This is a genomic window from Pseudomonas sp. NFACC02 (genome assembly GCF_900110765.1).
Classification (GTDB): Bacteria; Pseudomonadota; Gammaproteobacteria; order Pseudomonadales; family Pseudomonadaceae; genus Aquipseudomonas.
In genome coordinates this window covers 110900-129785 of the sequence record NZ_FOEO01000003.1, presented here as the reverse complement: position 1 = coordinate 129785, position 18886 = coordinate 110900, and the positions used below count along the sequence as shown (strand labels likewise).

The 18886-nt window shown below is 58.4% G+C and carries 19 protein-coding genes; 9 read left to right on the top strand and 10 right to left on the bottom strand.

What is annotated here, in order from left to right:
* Positions 1–8 precede the first annotated feature (8 nt).
* From BMY73_RS04355 to BMY73_RS04345, 3 genes are read left to right on the top strand one after another with little or no spacing between them, the layout of a single operon-like run.
* Positions 9–524 carry a chemotaxis protein CheW gene (locus tag BMY73_RS04355; protein WP_092405279.1) on the top strand — a complete coding sequence of 172 codons (516 nt, stop codon included), beginning with the start codon at positions 9–11 and terminating at the stop codon, positions 522–524.
* The gene (locus BMY73_RS04350) at positions 521–1327 is read left to right on the top strand and encodes a CheR family methyltransferase (RefSeq protein WP_092405277.1); all 807 of its coding nucleotides are present in this window, start codon (positions 521–523) and stop codon (positions 1325–1327) included. Before BMY73_RS04355 ends, BMY73_RS04350 begins: the two co-directional genes overlap by 4 nt.
* Positions 1324–2421: a protein-glutamate methylesterase/protein-glutamine glutaminase gene (locus tag BMY73_RS04345; RefSeq protein ID WP_092405275.1), complete on the top strand. Its 1098-nt coding sequence runs from the start codon at positions 1324–1326 to the stop codon at positions 2419–2421. Before BMY73_RS04350 ends, BMY73_RS04345 begins: the two co-directional genes overlap by 4 nt.
* Before the next feature lie 46 nt (positions 2422–2467).
* On the opposite strand, the gene BMY73_RS04340 is transcribed toward BMY73_RS04345, so the two are convergent.
* Both BMY73_RS04340 and BMY73_RS04335 read right to left on the bottom strand, forming a co-directional pair.
* A complete protein-coding gene (locus tag BMY73_RS04340) occupies positions 2468–4093 on the bottom strand; it encodes a methyl-accepting chemotaxis protein (protein ID WP_092405273.1) in 1626 nt (541 codons plus the stop codon).
* Positions 4094–4732: 639 nt separating this feature from the next.
* Positions 4733–5641: a helix-turn-helix domain-containing protein gene (locus tag BMY73_RS04335; protein ID WP_062382187.1), complete on the bottom strand. Its 909-nt coding sequence runs from the start codon at positions 5639–5641 to the stop codon at positions 4733–4735.
* 302 nt (positions 5642–5943) lie between these two features.
* Here BMY73_RS04335 and BMY73_RS04330 point away from each other — a divergent pair, with 302 nt between their 5' ends.
* Positions 5944–6717, top strand: coding sequence for an L-iditol 2-dehydrogenase (locus BMY73_RS04330; RefSeq protein ID WP_092405271.1), 774 nt, complete (start codon positions 5944–5946; stop codon positions 6715–6717).
* A 173-nt stretch (positions 6718–6890) separates the two neighbouring features.
* Here the strand turns inward: BMY73_RS04330 and BMY73_RS04325 are convergent, their stop codons facing one another.
* Positions 6891–7391 carry a nuclear transport factor 2 family protein gene (locus BMY73_RS04325; RefSeq protein WP_092405269.1) on the bottom strand — a complete coding sequence of 167 codons (501 nt, stop codon included), beginning with the start codon at positions 7389–7391 and terminating at the stop codon, positions 6891–6893.
* A 293-nt stretch (positions 7392–7684) separates the two neighbouring features.
* Between BMY73_RS04325 and BMY73_RS04320 the strand changes: the two genes are divergently transcribed.
* Positions 7685–8569 carry an AraC family transcriptional regulator gene (locus tag BMY73_RS04320; protein WP_092405267.1) on the top strand — a complete coding sequence of 295 codons (885 nt, stop codon included), beginning with the start codon at positions 7685–7687 and terminating at the stop codon, positions 8567–8569.
* 101 nt (positions 8570–8670) lie between these two features.
* Here BMY73_RS04320 and BMY73_RS04315 read toward each other — a convergent pair whose 3' ends face one another.
* Positions 8671–9600, bottom strand: coding sequence for a LysR family transcriptional regulator (locus BMY73_RS04315; RefSeq protein ID WP_092405265.1), 930 nt, complete (start codon positions 9598–9600; stop codon positions 8671–8673).
* A gap of 163 nt (positions 9601–9763) precedes the next feature.
* On the opposite strand from BMY73_RS04315, the gene BMY73_RS28750 reads away from it, so the two are divergent.
* From BMY73_RS28750 to BMY73_RS04300, 3 genes are all read left to right on the top strand, one after another.
* A complete protein-coding gene (locus BMY73_RS28750; protein ID WP_092405263.1) occupies positions 9764–10120 on the top strand; it encodes an antibiotic biosynthesis monooxygenase family protein in 357 nt (118 codons plus the stop codon).
* A 92-nt stretch (positions 10121–10212) separates the two neighbouring features.
* Complete coding sequence (locus BMY73_RS04305) at positions 10213–10722, top strand: DoxX family protein (protein WP_256570808.1); 510 nt, start codon at positions 10213–10215, stop codon at positions 10720–10722.
* Positions 10723–10894: 172 nt separating this feature from the next.
* Positions 10895–11365 carry a hypothetical protein gene (locus BMY73_RS04300; protein WP_092405261.1) on the top strand — a complete coding sequence of 157 codons (471 nt, stop codon included), beginning with the start codon at positions 10895–10897 and terminating at the stop codon, positions 11363–11365.
* Positions 11366–11764: 399 nt separating this feature from the next.
* On the opposite strand, the gene BMY73_RS04295 is transcribed toward BMY73_RS04300, so the two are convergent.
* Together BMY73_RS04295 and BMY73_RS04290 are read right to left on the bottom strand one after the other, a co-directional pair.
* The gene (locus tag BMY73_RS04295) at positions 11765–12634 is read right to left on the bottom strand and encodes an NAD(P)-binding domain-containing protein (protein WP_175500126.1); all 870 of its coding nucleotides are present in this window, start codon (positions 12632–12634) and stop codon (positions 11765–11767) included.
* A 16-nt stretch (positions 12635–12650) separates the two neighbouring features.
* Positions 12651–13277 (bottom strand): RraA family protein, encoded by a 627-nt coding sequence (locus BMY73_RS04290; RefSeq protein WP_218190141.1) that lies wholly within the window; start codon positions 13275–13277, stop codon positions 12651–12653.
* A 99-nt stretch (positions 13278–13376) separates the two neighbouring features.
* Here BMY73_RS04290 and BMY73_RS04285 point away from each other — a divergent pair, with 99 nt between their 5' ends.
* Complete coding sequence (locus BMY73_RS04285; protein ID WP_092405477.1) at positions 13377–14276, top strand: LysR family transcriptional regulator; 900 nt, start codon at positions 13377–13379, stop codon at positions 14274–14276.
* A 67-nt stretch (positions 14277–14343) separates the two neighbouring features.
* On the opposite strand, the gene BMY73_RS04280 is transcribed toward BMY73_RS04285, so the two are convergent.
* The 4 genes from BMY73_RS04280 to BMY73_RS04265 all read right to left on the bottom strand — a co-directional run bounded on the left by BMY73_RS04280 (position 14344) and on the right by BMY73_RS04265 (position 18778).
* Positions 14344–15690, bottom strand: a complete 1347-nt coding sequence (locus BMY73_RS04280) for an MFS transporter (RefSeq protein ID WP_092405257.1) — start codon at positions 15688–15690, stop codon at positions 14344–14346.
* Between the two features lie 1462 nt (positions 15691–17152).
* Positions 17153–17965: a DUF1206 domain-containing protein gene (locus tag BMY73_RS04275; RefSeq protein WP_062382177.1), complete on the bottom strand. Its 813-nt coding sequence runs from the start codon at positions 17963–17965 to the stop codon at positions 17153–17155.
* Between the two features lie 200 nt (positions 17966–18165).
* Positions 18166–18345 carry a CsbD family protein gene (locus tag BMY73_RS04270; protein ID WP_062382176.1) on the bottom strand — a complete coding sequence of 60 codons (180 nt, stop codon included), beginning with the start codon at positions 18343–18345 and terminating at the stop codon, positions 18166–18168.
* A 166-nt stretch (positions 18346–18511) separates the two neighbouring features.
* Complete coding sequence (locus BMY73_RS04265; RefSeq protein WP_092405255.1) at positions 18512–18778, bottom strand: CsbD family protein; 267 nt, start codon at positions 18776–18778, stop codon at positions 18512–18514.
* Between the last annotated feature and the right edge of the window lie 108 nt (positions 18779–18886).

The following is an 18886-nucleotide window of genomic DNA, read 5'->3' as shown; positions in this document are numbered from 1 at the left end:
CGTAGAGCATGGCGACGTCAGAAAAGATCTCAGCGAACAGCGAACAGGAAAGCCAGTACCTGACCTTCACCTTGGGCGATGAACTGTTCGCGCTCGCCATCCCGGGCATCAAGGAAATCATCGAGTACGGCCAGGTCACGGTTGTACCCTTGATGCCGGATTACGTACGCGGCGTGATCAACCTGCGAGGTGCGGTGGTGCCGGTCGTTGACCTGGCGGCGCGATTCGGCCAGCCTCGCTCGCAGGTCAGTCGTCGCAGTTGTACGGTGATTATCGAAGTGCACGCCAGCGACGGTGAGCGGCAGGTGTTCGGCTTGTTGGTGGACGCCGTCTCGGCGGTGCTGGACATTCCTGACGACGCCATCGAGCCGCCGCCCAGCTTCGGTTCGCGGCTGCGTACGGATTTCATCAGCGGTATGGCGCGCATCGACGGACGCTTCGTGATTGCGCTGGATGTGGACCGCGTCCTGTGCGTCGAAGACATGACGGCGCTGGCAAGCATCAGCGCGGACAGTGCGGCGTGAACAGCCTGGCCCTGAAGGATCGGGAATTTCAGCAGTTCCAGGCCTGGCTGCACGAAACGGCCGGCATTCACATGAGCCCGGCCAAAAAAGCCCTCGTTGCCGGACGTTTGTCCAAGCGCCTGCGCCATCACTCACTGACAAGCTATGGCGACTATTTCGCGTTGATCAGCAGTCAGGAAGGCGCCGCCGAGTCGCTGATGGCGCTCGACATGCTGACCACCAACGAGACCTATTTTTTCCGCGAGCCCAAGCACTTCGACTTTCTCCGTGAACAGGTGCTGCCTCATGCATCGAGCACGCGGCCGTTCCGGGTCTGGAGTGCGGCGTGTTCCAGTGGAGAAGAACCCTACAGCCTGGCCATGACGCTGGCGGACGCACTGGGTAACGCGCCGTGGGAAGTGATCGCCTCGGACATCAGCAACCAGGTACTGGCCAAGGCGCGCGCCGGGCACTACCCCATGGAACGCGCCCGCAACCTTTCCCACGACCAGCTCAGCCGCCATTGCCTCAAAGGCATCGGGCGGCACGCCGGCACCTTGCTGGTGGAGCGGCGACTGCGTGAACGGGTGCAGTTCAGCCGGATCAATCTCAACGAAACGCTGCCACGACTGGGTGACTTTGACGTGATTATGTTGCGCAACGTCATGATCTATTTTGACATGGCCACCAAGCGCCAAGTCGTACAGCGCTTGCTGCCCATGCTTCGTAAAGGAGGCTATTTTCTGATCAGTCATTCGGAAAGCCTCAATGGGGTGTGCGACAGCCTCGAGGTCATTTCCCCTTCGATCTACCGCAAACCATGAACCGCATCAAGGTGATGGTCGTTGACGACTCGGCCGTGGTGCGACAGGTCATGCAAGGGATCCTTGAGGCGGAGCCCGACATGCAAGTGCTTGGCGCCGCCAGCGATCCGCTGTTCGCCCTCGATAAAATGGCGAAAAACTGGCCCGACGTGATCGTGCTCGACATCGAAATGCCGCGCATGGACGGCCTGACCTTTTTGCGCAAGTTGATGAGCGAGCGGCCGACCGCCGTGGTGATCTGCTCTTCGCTGACCGAGAAAGGCACGGAGACCGCGCTGCAGGCCATGGCTGCCGGAGCGGCCGATGTCATTACCAAACCGCGCGCCGGGCTGAAAGAGTTCTTGCAGCAGTCGGCTGCGGAACTGGTGCACGCCGTGCGCGGCGCAGCCAAAGCCAACCTGCGCGCGCTGCAGGCGAGACCACGACCGCCTGCGGCGGTGCCGACACGCTGCAGCGCCGATGTGATTCTACCGGCCTCAGGTCAGGCGATGGCCCAGACCACCGAGCGCGTGGTGGCCATCGGTACCTCTACCGGGGGCACTCAGGCGCTTGAACAGGTGCTGGTACGACTGCCCAGGGTTTGCCCGGGCCTGGTGATCGTCCAGCACATGCCGGAAAAATTCACCGCCTCGTTCGCCGAACGGCTGAACAGCCTCTGCGCCATTGAGGTTCGCGAAGCGCGCAATAACGACCGCATCCTGCCCGGCCTTGCGCTGATCGCCCCGGGCGGCAAGCACATGGTCCTCAAACGCAGCGGCGCCTTTTACCATGTTCAGGTGCTCGACGGTCCCCACGTCAATCGACATCGACCTTCGGTGGACGTGTTATTCCGGTCGGTCGCCCGATTTGCCGGGCGCAACGCCACCGGAATCATCATGACGGGCATGGGTGATGATGGCGCACGGGGCCTCAAGGAAATGTTCGACGCCGGCGCCGAAACGTTCGCCCAGGACGAGGCAAGCTGCGTCGTTTTTGGCATGCCTCGAGAAGCACTGAAGCTGGGTGGTGTCGGTCAGGTGGTGACGCTGGATGACATCGCCCTGCGTGTACTCGAAAGCGGCCGGCGCCGAGCGGGTGCCGCTCAGCCCACGTGATTTTCAGCAAGCAGGGATGCTGGCCTCGCGGCGTGTCGGCACCTTTTTACAGCTTGAATTTCCCGACCAGATTATTAAGTTCAACGGCCAGGTTGGACATCTCGCCACAGGCGCTGGCGGTCTGACTCGCGCCCGCTGCACTCTGGGTGGAAAGCTCACGAATACTGATCAAGTTACGATCGGCTTCCCGCGCCACTTGAGCCTGCTCTTCCGACGCCGTTGCGATTTGCAGGTTGCGCTCGTTGATGTGGGTAATGGCGTCGGCGATCTGCTTGAGTGAAGCATCGGCATCATGCGCCACGGCAATGGCATGAGACGCCATATTCGAACTCAGCTCCATGGCGCTGACCGCATGGGTCGAGTCGCCCTGGATACCGCCTATCATCTGCTCGATTTCATGGGTCGATTGTTGAGTTCGATGGGCCAGTGCCCGGACTTCATCAGCGACGACTGCGAAGCCTCGCCCCTGCTCACCGGCTCGTGCGGCTTCGATTGCGGCATTGAGCGCCAACAGGTTGGTTTGTTCAGCGATCGCGCGGATGACTTCCACCACCTTGCTGATATCCTGCGCCCTCGTTGACAGTGCCCTCACCTGCTGACCGGTGCTGGTGACATTCTCGGCCAGACTTTCTATTGCTTTAAGCGTCTGCGCGACGTTATCGATCCCCGAATGGGTGAACTCCATCGTCTTTTGGGTTGTGGTGGATGCGGCGTTCGCGTTGCGTGCAACCTCATCGACCGCCGCGCTCATCTCAGTGACCGCAGTGGCAGCCTGATTGACCTCATCATTCTGCTTCACCAATCCTCTGCAGGCCTCTTCCGTGACGGCGGTCATTTCTTCAGAAGCTGAAGCCAGTTGTGTAGAGGAGTCGGCAATATGCGAAATCGTCCCCCTTAAGTTCAGCTGCATTGTCGCCAGCGCCGTGAGTAAACGCGCGGCCTCGTCCTTACCGTCGACTTGAATATCATGGGACAAATCGCTAGCTGCAATGCGCTCTGCCACCTTTAATGCATCTCCCATTGGGCGCGTGATGCTGCGAATCAGCAGTGCCGCCAGAATGGCCGTAAGCAATACGGCTGAACAGACCAAAACAATGATCAGTGTCAGGCCAAAAGAGTAAGTATCAGCGGCGTGGACGCCAGCGGCTTTCGCACCCTCGTCGTTATATTGAGACAGGCGGGTTATTTTTTCGCCCAGGTCGTTCGTTAAAGGACGTATGACATCATTAATCAGCGCCGTCGCCGCAGCAAAGTCCGAGGCGCCGGTATGGGTTTGAAACACATCCAGTTGTTGCGAATAGCTCGCCGCGGCTTGTTGGACGCCACTGTACAAGTTTCGCTCCTGCTCGCTGGCGACCAGTTTCCCGTAGTCTTTTATCGCATCGTCGAAATTCTTTCGATAGCCGGAAAAAGCGGTCAATGTTTCTTTCTGCAGTTTCTCGTCTGTCGCCGTGACGCCCCGCAGGCTTTCCAGGCGTAACCTCAGCAAACTGGCATTCATCAGGGCAGCTTGACGCACGCTGGCCATCCAGTTCATTTCCACGTCTTGCTCGGATTCGCGTAGCTTACCCATCTGAAGCGCAGCAACGATGCCTAACGATATAAGTATCAGCAGGATCATACTGAAGAATATGACAGCGCGTGGTGCAACGTTCAGGGTTCTGATATTCATAGGGAAAAACCTTCTTCACAGATGTTGTTGTAGTTTTAGCAACCCAGAAGCCTTATTAGAATTTAAACAAAATCCCTGGTTTGGCGTCGATGCATTCTAGCTCCCAAAAGAAGCGGCGTGCATCGTCCTTTCGTTGCAGCCCCGCACCTTAATAGTTGGAGGGACTATCGAAACCTGTCACAGGTGGCTCAATGACATCACTATAGTCAACGGATGTGAAATTTTTGTAAAGCTTAGCGAGAAATTTTTGATGAGCGAACACGATCCGTACAACTCACTGATACACAGGGTTTATTTTTCCTGAACTTTTTTACACCCACTAGTTTAATAGCAAGCTAATAAATTTTTGATAATTGGATCCCGGTTAGTTGAGCGCAATGGGAGTAACTTAAGAACGTTATTTAGTAACCTGGTGGCGACTGAGTGACCTCGACCCCTCGGACCACGGCAGCCACAACCACCGGGATGACGCTGACCATCCTTATGATCACCGACCGCGTTCGGTGCGTGGGCACTGCGTATGATTTGCCACAGCGCGGTCGCAAGCCTTCGTGATACCGGTGTTGAGTGATTCGCCCTGCCCTTGTCCATGCGACATTCGGATGCCCGGCGCATTGGTCAACCAGTCGATCTGGCGATTCAGATGCACGTCGTCAGATTCGCTCCTCGGCGATACACGCTGGGTGTGACGTTCATTTCGTGCAAAAAATGGCGGTTGAAGTTTGAAAGGTTGCAGTAACCCACTTCAAAGCAGATATCGGTCACAGACATCCGGGTCTGCGCCAGCAGTCGACACGAACGCTGGATCCGTAACTTGCGCATCATGTCGATGAAGCCATGCCCGGTCACGCGTTTAAAGAAACGTGAGAAACCAGGCTCACTCATGTTCAGCCGCTGGGCGATAACTGAAACCCTGATATCACCCGCAAGCTCCGCCTGCAGATACTCGAACGCCTTGCGAATCCGCTCAGCGCTTTTGACATCCAGGACAGGTGCATAACATGCGCTTGCCAGGCATCGAGTTTGCGAGTCCGGCGCCCGCAGCAAAAGGTTGAGAAGTTGCAAAAATAACACCAGTCGCTGTAGCCCCGACGCCGGTCCAATAGCTTCCAGCAGGCTCGCAGCGTCAACGGCAGTCGCACCCGAAAACTCCAGACCGCGCCGAGCCTTTTCAAACAGCGGTTGTAGATCGCCCAGCTCTGGCATGAGCGGACAAAGCTTCAGCAATGACGCGGCATCGAACTGGAGGACGACATCGCGGCCTTCAATGTGCTCGCCTGCTTCGAGATCCCCCATCCAGTCATGCGGCAGATCGGGCCCTATCATCGCCACGTGCCCTGGGCCAAAAGCCCCGATGTAATCCCCCGCCACCAGTTTTCCCGTGCCGTGCCGAATGAGGTGTATCTCGAATTCAGGATGGTAATTCCAACGGGCAAGCGGGTACGGGTAATCATGTTCATACCAGCGGAAACTTTGCTCGGGTAAGGGAAGAATGATCTCCAGCTCAGCAGGCGGATGCTCGAAGAGCGACGTGAAATTTCCGGCCATGAGCGACCTCATCCTGGGGGTTGTCTGATCATGCGTCCTATCAGCGTATACCCCATGCAGCGAACAACTCCACCTTCGAATCAGGGGGCAACCGATACTTTTTTAACCGCGGCGGCTGATCGTTCCTCCCGTCAAAAAAGTATCGGCACGTCGGCGGCAGTGTGTTTGCTGCCTTTCTTTCCCGCTGATGTAATCAGGCACTGATTGCTGCCCGGCCGACCTCGCTCAAAAAGAAATAACGCGCGCGGGCTATCCAGAAAGATGACCTCAACGGCTTTTCCCTGCAGAAGGCGGACACACGCATGAAACGACTTGAAGGCAAGAGTGCCCTGATCACAGGCTCTGCGCGCGGAATCGGACGCGCATTCGCTAAAGCTTACATTCGGGAAGGTGCGACGGTCGCCATCGCCGATATCAACCTTGAGCGCGCCCGGCAGACGGCCGAGGAGCTTGGTCATCAGGCATACGCGGTCAAGCTGGACGTCACCCTGCAAGCGTCTATCGAAGCGGCGGTTGCCGAGGTCGTGAGCAAGACAGGCAAGCTGGACATTCTGATCAACAATGCAGCGTTGTTTGATATGGCGCCGATCACGGACATCAGCCGCGACAGCTACGACCGGCTCTTTTCCATCAACGTGGGAGGGACGCTCTTCACCCTCCAGGCTGCCGCCAGACAAATGATCCTCCAGGGCCACGGTGGAAAAATCATCAACATGGCCAGCCAGGCAGGACGTCGGGGCGAAGCGCTGGTAGGCGTCTACTGCGCGACCAAGGCTGCCGTGATCAGCCTGACCCAGTCGGCCGGGCTGAATCTCATCCCGCACAAGATCAACGTCAATGCAATCGCCCCGGGCGTCATCGATGGGGAACATTGGGACGGTGTCGATGCCCTGTTTGCCAAGTATGAAAATCGGCCAGTGGGCGAAAAGAAACGCCTCGTGGGGCTGGAGGTGCCCTACGGCCGGATGGGCACTGCCGAAGACTTGACAGGAATGGCGGTCTTTCTCGCTTCCGGGGAAAGCGAATACGTCGTCGCTCAGACCTACAACGTGGATGGGGGTAACTGGATGTCGTAGAAGGAAAACGTCGCGATATAGTTGGCCACTCAGGTGATCGATACGGTCGTAAGTATTCGCTGATTCTCACACTGCTCATGATGGGCGCCGCGACCGTGGGTATCGGGATGCTGCCGTCCTGTGACCAAGTGGGTCTGCTGGCGCCTGTATTGCTGGTGGCCTTGCGGATGACCTCACGTATCAAGCGGGATGCGCCGTATGACGTCATCGAAGGGAACCAGATCGAGGAATGCCACGACCTCGGTTGCGCGCAGATTTTTCATTCGAAAAATCCAGACGTAGCTGTTGCGATAGGTCGCGCCATCGGCTGCGGTGGCAACTCCGTCCCAATACACGATGACGTCATTGCGGTCGGCCCATATGTCCTTCACCGTCGGTTGAACGGGTGAGGCCAGACGCGAGGCGAATGGCGCGACTGCCCGCTTTAGAAAGTCATCGCGGCTCCTGTAGGTTCCAGCGACGGGACTCGTGCCTTTGATGGTCCAGATCACGTCGGGCGCAACCACGTCCTGGAAAAATGTCTTTCCACCGGCAGCCCAGTTGGCGAAGGCTTGCGCGATGAACGTGCGATTGCGCTCAGTCGTCGTCTCACTGCCCTGAGCGACCGCAAATCCGCTGGCCAGCGTGGCGTAGACCACCATCGCTGCGGCGATGACGTATCGTTGTATCGTCATTTAGATAATCCTCAATCCGTTTGAATGTGCAGAAGCGGGCCAAGTGAGATCGGCGGACTGTCTCAGCCGAATCTTGCTCGAACGCAGGAACGACTCGACCGGCACATATGAACGTTCAGAGCGCCGGACGCCCCGCCCCACTGTCTCCTGCCGTCATCCAGGCGCTCATGTCTTGAGTGAAAGTCTGCCCCACCGGCAGACCTGGGTTGTAGCAAGATTGACCTGATTCCTTATACGATTGTCCGAACTGTCGACCTTTCCAACCGCTCACAACCCGACGAAATGGAATAGACATGGATTCCCTCGTAAAGCTTGTCGATATCTTGGGCCGGCACGCGCCAGGCGACGGCATCCATGTGACTCCGATTCCAGGGGTCGGGCTGATTCGCTCTGCCACACCGACAATGCCGATGCCTGTCGTGTACGAGCCGACGCTGTGCCTGGTGGCTCAGGGCCGCAAGCAAGCGATGCTGGGTACGTCCACCTATGTGTACGATGCCGCCAATTACCTGATCGCATCGGTAGACCTTCCGGTCATGGGCGCCGTCATCGAAGCGAGCGAGGCCGCGCCTTATCTCTGTTTGGTGCTCGACCTCGACATGACCGAGCTAAGCGACCTCGCCCTTCGTCACCCGACGCCGGACGGGAACCGAGACGCTGTGCTTCCTGGAATCGCGCTGAGCGAAACGACGCCTGAGCTTCTGGATGCGTCCGTACGGCTCGCCAGTCTGCTGGACAGGCCCAGCGATATCGAAGGGCTCGCTCCACTGGTCATTCGCGAGATCCTCTATCGCCTTCTGACCGGCACCGGCAACAGCATCCTTCGGCAAATGACCCGGGCAGACAGCCGCTTGAACCAAATCGCCAAGGCCATTGCCTGGCTGCGTTCTCATTACAGCGAAGGCTGTCGGATCGATGACATCGCCGATATTGCCGGCATGAGCCGCTCCACGTTCCATGCGCACTTCAAGGCGGTCACGTCGATGAGTCCACTGGAGTTTCGGAATCAGCTGAGGCTGCAGGAAGCTCGTCGGCTGATGGTCGCCGAAGCGATGGATGCAGCAGCGGCAGGATTTCAAGTCGGTTACGAGCATCCGTCACAGTTCAGTCGCGAGTACGTCCGCATGTTTGGTATACCGCCGGCCAGGGACGCTCGACTGCTGCGGATAACAGAGTAGCCATCGAGAGGAGTCAGGAGACGTGGGCTGCTGGCTCGGATCAACTGCGAGCGGCCGGCCAACGGCATCGACCGCCAATATGAGGATGGCTTGGCAGGCGCTCAAGTCGATTGCAAGTAGTCGGCTGGAAGTGGGCCGAACATCTCGCGATAGACCTCACTCAGCCAGTCAATGAAGACGCGCACCCGTGGCGACAGGTGTCGATGATGCGGGTACATCGCAGAAACCGTCAGGGCTGGGCTCTTCCAGCCGCTCAACACTTCCACCAGGCGGCCCGCCTTCAAATCCTCTTCGATATGGTAACGAGGCACCTGGATCAGACCGCAGCCACGCAACGCACATACCACATAGCTTTCCGCATCGTTCACTGCCATCCAGCCATCGAGTGTGAACGGGCGTATCCGACCACCGAGGACCAGCTCCAAAGGCAGATTGGCAGAGCCATTGCTCGAAAAGAACTTCACTGTCTGGTGTTCGTTCAGATCTCCAGGTTTTTCCGGACTGCCGAAACGCGTCAGGTAATCAGGACTCGCGCAAATGATCTGGGGCATCACCGCGAGCGGCTTGGCCACCAACGTCGAGTCCTGGGGTGTGCCAGCGCGCACGACGCAATCGACCCCTTCCCGAACGAGGTCGACCAGGCGATCACCCCCGCTGGCCGTCAATTCGATTCCCGGGTAGCGCGCCCGAAACTCATTGATCCTTGGCAGAACGATCTTCGTCGCATGAGTACCGTGCATATCCACGCGCAGCAAGCCTTGCGGATTAGACGCAACATGGCGCAGTGATGACTCGGCATCGTCCAGTTCACTTAGCACGAACACACATCGCTCATAGAACGCCTGCCCGTCGACTGTTGGTCGCACATGCCGAGTGGTCCGCTCCAGCAGTCGAATCCCCAGTCGACTTTCCAGCTCTTTGATCGCGTGAGTCGCGGTGGCACGGGGAATGTCGAGGGCTGTCGCAGCGCGGCTGAAGCTGCTCGATTCCACGATGCGGGTGAACAGCCGGAGAGCGTCGAATCGGTCCATCAATTGTTGCTCCTGGTTGAATAGTGTTGGCAATCTAGCTGTATTTATCCATAACCGGCAAACAAGCAACATAGGCACCAGGGACAACGTCGCTCACTGAACCGCATATGGCGCCCCACCCAATCCTGGCGCCTCAGCAAGCTGGGCGACCTGCTGTCAGTTCATGGTAATCCGGAGGAACGGGATGATGACTGAAACGAGTGATTCGTCGGGCAGTACCGTCGTGACTGAGGCGGTCAGCATCATTGAAGTCCAGTTGCAGAACGAAGCGTCATTGTCGTGCGCATCGCGTTTGTCATCCTTGGCGACAACCCTGCGGGCCTCGCCTGGCTGCATCACTTATCAAGCGCTTCGAAGTCAGACAAAAAGGGCGCTTTGGATTTTGGCCGGCTTCTGGGAGTCGCGTCAGGCAATGGAGCGCCATTTTGGCCACCCCGCCCTGAGTGAGCTGATCAGCTTGCTGGGCCCTGATTCGGTTAACAAGGTCAGCGCAAGCGCGTTCACCCCTTCAGGACGTTAAACGCCTGGCTCTTGATTGCCTCGCAACCACCAGCATCGTAAGCGTTATCGGGTTGGACCCGAGCTTGCTTCATCGTTTCAAGGAATCCGGATATGACCAACCCCATGCACGACGCTCAACTGCCAGCTAAACGTGTTAACCGCCAGCGGCAACGGGTGTTCCCGACGCTAGTGCCGGTGTATGCGCGAGGAGAGCCGGTGATGTATGCCCTCTTGCGCGCGATGTTCGGCATCATTTTGTTGACTCACGGCCTGCCGAAAGCGTTGGGAACATCGCACGGCTCCATGGCGAATCCCATGGAAGGCTCCATCAACCTGATACAGAACGTTCTGGGGCTACCCTTCGCCAGCGAGCTGGCGTTTCTCGTCATGCTACTGGAGACCTTGGGCGCCTTGATGCTCACTGTTGGCCTGTGGGTCCGACCCGTGGCTCTGATCGTCGCTCTGGAAATGATAGGGATCAGTTGCGCGCTCGGCCCCACGTGGCCATGGGTCGACCGGGGAATTGAATACCCGGTACTGATGACGTTTCTCGCCCTCTACATCGCGTTGCGTGGCAGCGGCCGCCTGGCGCTGGATCGGCTGGTGAAATACACGTTCTGACTGTGGAAGGCCTCAAGTTTTTAAAGGAATAGCCGATCATGTCCCAGAGGGTCACTGCGCCTGTAAGTTGCATTCAAGAACAGATTGAGGTCAGGCCATTATCATCACTCCAAGTGCCGACTAAGCAGTAACGTAAAAACATCTGCAGTCGATGCAAAAGGACGAATCAATCGTGAAAATACCGTTCCAGCCGCCCGCCGTGACTGCGCAGATTTCTACCGTAGCGTCGTTAGGGGCCGCCACTCCTGTTGCCAAGGAACTGGACGCAGGCACAACGCGCACGGCAACGGGCATTCAGGTCAGTATTTCCCCCGAAGCTCGAAAAAAGGCGGAAGAAGTCAAGCAGCGCAACGCAGATATTGATGCCTCCAACCTTCCTGATGGAATCAAGGACTCGTTAAAGTCTATTCGGGAGATCGAACAAAAGATTGCCGAAAAACTCAAGGAATTGAGTGATCTTGCCAATGACAAAACCCTCAATTCAGAGCAGAAAGACACGCGCAGCAAGCAACTGCAACTTGAGGTCAGTGCTTTACGCTCGGGTCTTTCCAGCGCCGTTTCCGAGCTTAATAAAGCGATGAGTGCGCAAGGGTTGTCTGCAAATGATCGGGACCTGGCGCACAAGTTATTAGGTAAATCCTGACGTCTCCATAACGGTGGCAGGTGACGAGTCCACCCTCTAGCGGATCGTCGGCAATCACTGACGTACTTGCCGTCGTTTCAATCCTGAATCCGCTTCAGCCGCACCAAAAGCGGCGCCGCTCGTTTTGATGCGTACTGAGGCTCACTGTTCTACGAAGAAAGCCTCGGTTTTGCATTGATGATCTGGCGACGGTGTACGAAACACCGCACATCACGAACAGGATGTCGTAAGCCCGCGTTGAAGTTGCTTAGCCTCAGACATCGATCTGCGTGTTCTTCGTCCCGCTGGCGTGAGTGATCGGAAGGTCGATTGCTATCCCGGCTCAAAGGACAGCAATCAGACTCGGCGCGTTTGTCGAGGGGGCAGGTTGACCGGCTCTCCCTCTCCGAAAATCACCCGCTACCGGTTAATCCCGTTTGCTTTGAAAAGCCATTCAAACGCTTCCTCCAGGCTCGGCGCGGCGGCTTGTGGAGGATTCGAACCGATTTGGTCAGAGGTCCGTTGAAACAGGTCTCTGACGCCGGGCAATACCGACACCGGCATGTTGGCGGCACGCAGCTGACGCTCGGCCTCTTCGACCTCTTTAAGACGGCGTGGCGCATGAACCACGTGCGTGCGGATCAAGGCGCCGAGAAAGTCGCGCAGGCTGGCTTGGTCGATATCGCTCAAGGCGTCGTGCAGCTTGTGGGTGACGCCCTGTTTTTCGGCGGCCATGAAGCACTCGATGGTCAGCGCCTCCAACCCTTTGGTGAACACGCTACGCAGGATTTTCAGCGCGGCCGCATCGCCTGCCGCGCCGTCCTCTACCGGCTTGAGCGGAGCGCCTGCAGAAGCGAACAGGTTCAGCGCCCGGTCGATTCCGGCGCCGGCACCGATCAGGTTGGTCTTCTCGTGGGTCAGGGCAATAGCGCCCAGAATCGCGACGTCCACATAGGCAACGCCCAATTGGGTGGCCTGGGCAGCTGCGATTCTGATTTGCTCAGGATCGGCCGTGGTCATGTCCACAAAGAGCGCGTGCTTTTGCATGGCGCCAAGGGCCTGTTCGGCGACGGCCAGGGACACCGTGCCGAACACGCAGGACACGACCACATCGCAGGCGGGCACAACATCGGCAATGGAGGTTGACACGTCCAGCCCCAGCTCTGCCGCGATCGCTTGAGCGCGAGGGGACGGTTTCAAATCACACAGGACGATCTCATGCCCTGCCGCTGACCACGGCCGTGCATAGGTGAGGCCGACTTCACCCGCGCCGATAATTCCGATTTTCATTGTTTGGGCTTCCGCTTCAGTGGGCCGCATAGGCGCCTTTGTAAGTGCCAGCGGCGATTTGCGCCAGCATCTCTGCTTCTTTTTGTTCAGTGGCCAGACAGCGTTGCAGCAGGCTTTCTGCCTGTGATGCCGGGAACGCCACGATGCCGTCATGATCACCCACGACGATGTCGCCCGGCGACACCAGCATGCCGCCAATGCTGACCGGCACGTTGATTTCCCCCGGTCCGTTTTTGTACGGACCTCGATGGAACCCCGCGCGGGCGAACATCGGGAATGTCCCCTTGCCGATGGTCGCCAGGTCACGAATCGCGCCGTCCACGACAACACCGGCAGCGCCGCGTTTTTCGGCAATCGCCGCCATGATGTCACCCATCAACGCACGGCTGATATCGCCACCGCCATCGACCACCAGCACCTGACCCGGGCTTAGAAGTTCCAGAGCCTGATGAATCGCACGGTTGTCGCCGCAGGGCACTTTCACGGTGAGGGCGATACCTGCCATCGTGCCTTCGATGCGATGAAAAGGTTTAAGCGGCGCACCAGGAAGACGGTCCAGGCAGTCGCTGATGATGGAAGTCGATGTGCGCGTGTACGCCGCCAACAGGGCGCTGATATCCGGCGTTGAGGCAATAGCGTTCATGTGTGTTCCTCAGGTGGCTGATGTCCATGAGGATAAACACGCTGTTAAATAGAAAAAGCGATATTATTCTATGTCGATACATGCCTATGAGGAATGAACGTGATCACCCTACGCCAGCTCACTGCGTTGCACTGGATCGAACGCCTGGGGACATTCGAACGCGCTGCCGAGCATTTGAACACCACGCAGTCCGCCATCTCCAAACGTATGCAGGAACTCGAATCCACGACGGGTCTGCAGCTGTTCGATCGCTCCCAACGCGGCGCACGATTGACGGCCACCGGCGAAGAGCTGCTGGTGATCGCGCGCGAAATGCTCGTCCTGGCCGAGCGCATCACCTCATTGAAGGATGGGAAACATGTCGTGACCCGACGCCTCAGGCTGGGCGTCACGGAACTCACGGCGCTGACCTGGCTGCCCCGTCTGATCGCGCGCTTGGTGAAAGATTTTCCCGGCCTGACCGTGGAGCCGGAAGTCGACATGAGCCGCAACCTTCATGAAAAGCTCATGGATGATATGGTGGATCTCATCGTTATTCCCGACACCTTCACCGCGCCAGAAGTGACGGCCGTGCCACTCGCCATCGTAGAGAACGCCTGGATGGCAGCGCCGGGGTTGATCGGTCAATCGGGCGTCGTGGGGCTCGCCGAACTCGCCAAATACCCGGTACTGGTGCAGGGTAAACGCTCAGGGTCCGGCTTGTACGTCAATAAATGGCTGAGCGCGCTGGGCATCGACCTGCCCAAGACCCTCTCTTCCGACAGCCTCACCGCGATGCTTGGCCTGACGGCTGCCGGGCTGGGCGTCACCTACCTGCCGCTGGAATGCTTTCGTCCCCTGGTCGATGAGGGGAAGCTGACGATCATCCAGACCGACCCGCAATTGCCGCCCGTGCCCTACATGGCCATGTATCGAAATGACCGACCCTCAGCGTTCGTCACGGAGGTGGCGTCCCGGGCCGTGGAACTGTGCGATTTCTCGCGGCAGCTTCAAAGCTGACGATGGGCACGGGACGGCTCCCGTGCGCCATCCACCGATCAGGCAGTGAGGACGTTTGCGAACGTATTTACCCGGCAGCTTGCTGCTCCCTCAGCTCGGCGGGCTCATGGATGGACAGCACGAAGACCAGCGCTGCCAGCGAGCACGCCCCCAGGAAGACAAAAACCGCGGTCCAGCTGTAACTGTCCAGCAGCATGCCGGTGATCAGGGGTGCCATGGCCCCACCCGCCTGACCGGCACTGTTGACCAATGAAGCGGCCACCGGATAGGTGGTTCGCGTGGTCAGCCCCATCGAGTACACCGAAAACGATGAGTAACCGATGTTCAGCAGGAAGCCGGTGCCGAAAAGCAGCAGACTGACGGACAGCAGATCGTTGGGCGCGTAGACCAGAGCAACCATCATCAGGCAGGTTGCGACCGCGCTGATCATCATGGTCGGTTTTCTGCGACGGTCCAGCACCGTGTCCGACAGCCAGCCCCCGACGATATTCCCCAGCACTCCACCGGCGAAGGGTAGCGAGGCGACGAAGCCGATCTGCATCAACTCGAAATGCTTGACCTCCCCCAGGTACTTCGGCAGCCAGGCCAGCAGCACGTTGACAACCCCGGTCATCAGCAAGTACCCGAGACCGCAGCCCCAAACGTTCCATGACGCGAACACCGAACGGGACGTGGCGAGCGGCGTCGTCTGCCGGTAGCGGAGCAGCGTGTCCAGAGCGCCGAAGTTTTTGTGAACGCGTGGAGCACCGCTTTCGGTCTTGGTCTGATCTTCGATGTAGGTGGCTTCGGCGTCGTTGACCTTACGCGCGCCGCGAGGTTCGTTGGGTACCAGCCACCACCAGATCAACGCCATCAGCACACCCGGGATCGCGAATGCGAAAAACATCGTCCGCCAGCCATCAAGCATGATCAGCGCAGCGCCGACCGGCGGGGCGATAACCGCGCCCATTTTGGCGGCCGATAAAAAAGCGCCCGTGGCCAGGCCTTTCTCACGTGCGGGAAACCAGCGGTTGATCGTACTCAGCATCGACAACGGCAGCGCTGCCTCGGCAATACCGAGTGCTGATCGGTAGATTTTCAGCAACCCGAAGTTGTGCGCCGTGCCGATCAGCAACGTGACGATGGACGTCAAACCGATGGACACAGGCGCCACCAGGCGCACGCCTACGCGGCTGAGCAGAAACCCGGCGGGGATTTGTCCCAGGGAATAAAACAGGAAGAACGCGCTGACCAGAAGCCCTGCCTGAGCGTTGGTGGTTCCGAACTCTTTCTGGATGTAGGGCAACGCGATGCCGATATTGGCCCGGTCGGCTGCCGCCAGCATGTAGACAACGACGATGACCGACAGAACTACCCAACGATATTTAGACCGTACGGTCTGCACGGCGGTGTCGGTGGTGGCAATTGCAGTCATGAGCCCTCCTGTTTTGTATTTTTATGGTTATTCGAGCGGCTATGTTCAGCAATTCGCAAGGATAGAAAAAGCGATAAATAAGAAAGTTAAATCATTCCTTCTTAGAATGATCAAGCGGCTGCGTTAGGACATTTACTGGTGTAGGAGCGCGCTTGCTCTGGGCCGCACTCGGAGGATCTGCCGGGAACCGGCAACAAAACCGGTGCATGCGGAGTGCCTGACACAACCGGGTCGCCTGACTTTGCTGCCGCTTCGCGCAAGATCGTCCGGATGCGGCCCAGAGACAGCCGCGCTACGGCCTCTGGCCAGAATCAAAAGCCGTAGGCCCTCTTAGATCCTGCTTCTGGTCTTCTTACCGAGAAAATTCAGGCTCCACTGAACGCGACGTGGAGCAGGCCAAAGGTAGACGACGTTAGGGCCTTTTTGTTTTGACTGTTCGCGGTTGATGGGCTTTTTGGGTTCGTTGGGTTTGGCATTGGGAGGGTGGGCAGATCCGTTATCTCGGGTGGCGCTGATTCACCTTTCCGCCCCTCCGGCGGGTCACTTTTGAAGGCACCAAAAGTAACCAAAAGTGCCCGGCTCCTGGCTTGGCCCTCGTTCCTCGGGTACCCGCACTCCGACGACGCTCCGTGGGCCCGCGCCGAACGGACATCCATGTCCTGACGGCGCTCTCGCGGCATCCATGCCGCTCGACCCATTGCGCGTCGTCTGCGTTTGGCCTGCACCCAAGTCGCGATTTGCGGTGTCTGGACTGTCGCGCATATGAACAGCGCGGGCTGGAGCTAGCGCTCGTCGCTTTCTTGATGCGTGAATCGATCCTTCGCACCCCACCCTGTAGGAGCGCGCTTGCTCCCACGGCCTTCGGCCGGAATCAAAAGCCGCCGAACCATCTTAGATACCGATACCGTCCGAAGCGGAGATCATGTCGGGGCACGGCCTAGCTTCTACCCAAGGCCCAGGGTTGGTCGGGCACAATCTTGCTTCTGCCCGCAAGGCGTAGGAGCGTGGCTTGTCCCGCGATCTGCCGGGAACCGGCAGTAAACCCTGTGCACTCGGTGTGCCTGAAACGAGCAAGTCGCCTGGTTTTGCTACCGCTACGCGGTAGATCGTCCGAGTTCGGCCCAGAGCAAGCTTGCTCCCACGGCCTTCGGCCAGAATTAAAAACGGTACCGCCCGGCACATATCCGCTTCTGCCGCAGGTGTAGGAGCGTGGCTTGTCCCGCGATCTGCCGGGAACCGGCAGCAATATCTGCGCATGCGGAGTGTCAGGCACAATCGGGTAGTTTGGTTTTGCTGCCGCTGCGCACCAGATCGCGGGACAAGGTGGAGCGCCACCCCGGCGGCCCCTACGGTCTGCGGCCAGCATCAAAAGCCGCCGAGCCGTCTTAAATACCGATACCGTCCGAAGCGGAGATGATGTCAGGGCACAATCTTGCTTCTGCCCGCAGGCCGTAGCTTGGCATTACACGTGCGGCCACGCTGGCAGCTCCATGTTTATCTTGCGCCAGAAGGCTTCAGCAAAGCTGTAAACCGAGAACGCAATCAGCCCCAAGGCCATCACGATTAACACCAGCCACCCCGCCGGTAGATTCTGGAGCGCGTCCAGGGCTTCCTTCATCCCGGGCGGATCCACGGCTTGATAGGCGGAGCCGCTCACGGCCAGCAGCAATGCGATCTCTATAAAAACGACGCCACGCGCAATCAGGCCGAACCGGGAAACCGGGCGGACGTATCGCATGACGTCTTCGTCGGCTTCGAAATACTTCTCGAAAGATGCCTTCCATCCCTTGATGAGGTGAGCAATGCCCACCCCGAGCGGAATGAGCGCGATCAGGTACACCACTGCATTGGAGTATTCCCAGGACAACAGATGCGCGAGCCAGTCTTTGGTTTGCCCTCCCGTCTTGCCCGAGCGCCCCATGCCGCTCACGAGAAGGCCCAGCGCGAAAAATGCCAGCGCACCGTTGACCAGACCTCCGGTAAACAGGCCGGCGCGGATGATCAGACCCTTTAGATTTTTCCCGTGATGGTCGACATCACGTGTGGCTTGCAGGACACGCCAGGCCGCAAAGGCGAGCAGCCCCGCCACCACCAGCCCCACTAAAAAATACCCGAACGGCTGGCCTAACAAGGCTTCCAGGCTTTTGTGGCTGTCTTTTGGTCTTGTCGAATCCCGGGCCGCCAGCAGCGCGAAGATACCGATGATCAGATAAAGCACCCCTCGAGCGGCGTACCCGCCGCGTGCAAGAACAATAAGAGTCTGGTGTGAGGACATTGGCTGCTTTCCCGAAAGTGATACAGGAACAGACTGATCGGACGGAAAGGGGTTCTATCGCTGAATCCTGGAATGCCAGGCAGCCAGGGGAAAACCGTCTCCCACGCGACAGTGCATGCCTGACAGCCCCTCCACCCAACCCGCACACAAACGAAAAGCGGCCATCCTGAGATGACCGCCGCTTGCAAGCCTGACCGCTGTCAGCGTTTATCGACTGCGTCCTTGACGTCCCCAACCACCTGCTGGGCTTCGCCTTTCTTTTCCTGAATCTTGCCTTTGACCTGCAACGTTTCGTTGCCCGTGACTTTGCCGACGCCTTGCTTGATGTTGCCTACCACTTCGTTGGCCATGCCTTTGATTTTGTCTGAAGTGCCGCTCATGGTTGCTTCTCCGGTAAGGGGGTGCCGATGATCGACACCCTGGGTGATCCGGCATACGGGCAAGGCATCGGGCCTTGCATGCCGAAACGGTCTAAAAGCCTCCGCCACCTGTGACAGATAGATGGCTGGGTACGGATGGCTGGGTTTATCCGCCTGACCTGAGGGCTCAGCGGTTTCGGCGTTTGATCAGCCAGGCGACCGTCAGCGTTAATCCCGCGACTGTGAAGACTGTGAACAAGGTCGCGCGAGGTCTGCGTTGCAGATAAGTCGCGCAGGTGTCCAGCACATCGCCATAGCGCTGCTGGAGCTCTCCGGCTGACTGCCTGGCTTTTCCTTCCATCTGCAAGCGCTCGTCCCCGGTCAGTTCGCCGAGAAAATCCTGGGTTTTACCCGCGGCCTTTTCCAATGCGCCCTTCACCTGTTCCGCCTTCATGGTATGCCCTCCAACTTGCGTTGCGGCCTCAAGTGGCCGGTACGCTCACAGGTTAAGCAACGACCGCCAGGCGTTTAAGGCGCCTTTGCACCAGTGTCGCCAGTGCAT

Excerpts from the sequence above, each read along its gene's own strand:
- BMY73_RS04340 (WP_092405273.1), bottom strand. The coding sequence starts at position 4,093 with ATGAATATCAGAACCCTGAACGTTGCACCACGCGCTGTCATATTCTTC.
- BMY73_RS04315 (WP_092405265.1), bottom strand. The coding sequence starts at position 9,600 with ATGGACCGATTCGACGCTCTCCGGCTGTTCACCCGCATCGTGGAATCG.
- BMY73_RS04320 (WP_092405267.1), top strand. The coding sequence starts at position 7,685 with ATGGATTCCCTCGTAAAGCTTGTCGATATCTTGGGCCGGCACGCGCCA.
- BMY73_RS04325 (WP_092405269.1), bottom strand. The coding sequence starts at position 7,391 with ATGACGATACAACGATACGTCATCGCCGCAGCGATGGTGGTCTACGCC.
- BMY73_RS04280 (WP_092405257.1), bottom strand. The coding sequence starts at position 15,690 with ATGACTGCAATTGCCACCACCGACACCGCCGTGCAGACCGTACGGTCT.
- BMY73_RS04295 (WP_175500126.1), bottom strand. The coding sequence starts at position 12,634 with ATGAAAATCGGAATTATCGGCGCGGGTGAAGTCGGCCTCACCTATGCA.
- BMY73_RS04290 (WP_218190141.1), bottom strand. The coding sequence starts at position 13,277 with ATGAACGCTATTGCCTCAACGCCGGATATCAGCGCCCTGTTGGCGGCG.
- BMY73_RS04270 (WP_062382176.1), bottom strand. The coding sequence starts at position 18,345 with ATGAGCGGCACTTCAGACAAAATCAAAGGCATGGCCAACGAAGTGGTA.
- BMY73_RS04335 (WP_062382187.1), bottom strand. The coding sequence starts at position 5,641 with ATGGCCGGAAATTTCACGTCGCTCTTCGAGCATCCGCCTGCTGAGCTG.
- BMY73_RS04345 (WP_092405275.1), top strand. The coding sequence starts at position 1,324 with ATGAACCGCATCAAGGTGATGGTCGTTGACGACTCGGCCGTGGTGCGA.
- BMY73_RS04330 (WP_092405271.1), top strand. The coding sequence starts at position 5,944 with ATGAAACGACTTGAAGGCAAGAGTGCCCTGATCACAGGCTCTGCGCGC.
- BMY73_RS04275 (WP_062382177.1), bottom strand. The coding sequence starts at position 17,965 with ATGTCCTCACACCAGACTCTTATTGTTCTTGCACGCGGCGGGTACGCC.
- BMY73_RS04305 (WP_256570808.1), top strand. The coding sequence starts at position 10,213 with ATGACCAACCCCATGCACGACGCTCAACTGCCAGCTAAACGTGTTAAC.
- BMY73_RS28750 (WP_092405263.1), top strand. The coding sequence starts at position 9,764 with ATGGTAATCCGGAGGAACGGGATGATGACTGAAACGAGTGATTCGTCG.
- BMY73_RS04355 (WP_092405279.1), top strand. The coding sequence starts at position 9 with ATGGCGACGTCAGAAAAGATCTCAGCGAACAGCGAACAGGAAAGCCAG.
- BMY73_RS04265 (WP_092405255.1), bottom strand. The coding sequence starts at position 18,778 with ATGAAGGCGGAACAGGTGAAGGGCGCATTGGAAAAGGCCGCGGGTAAA.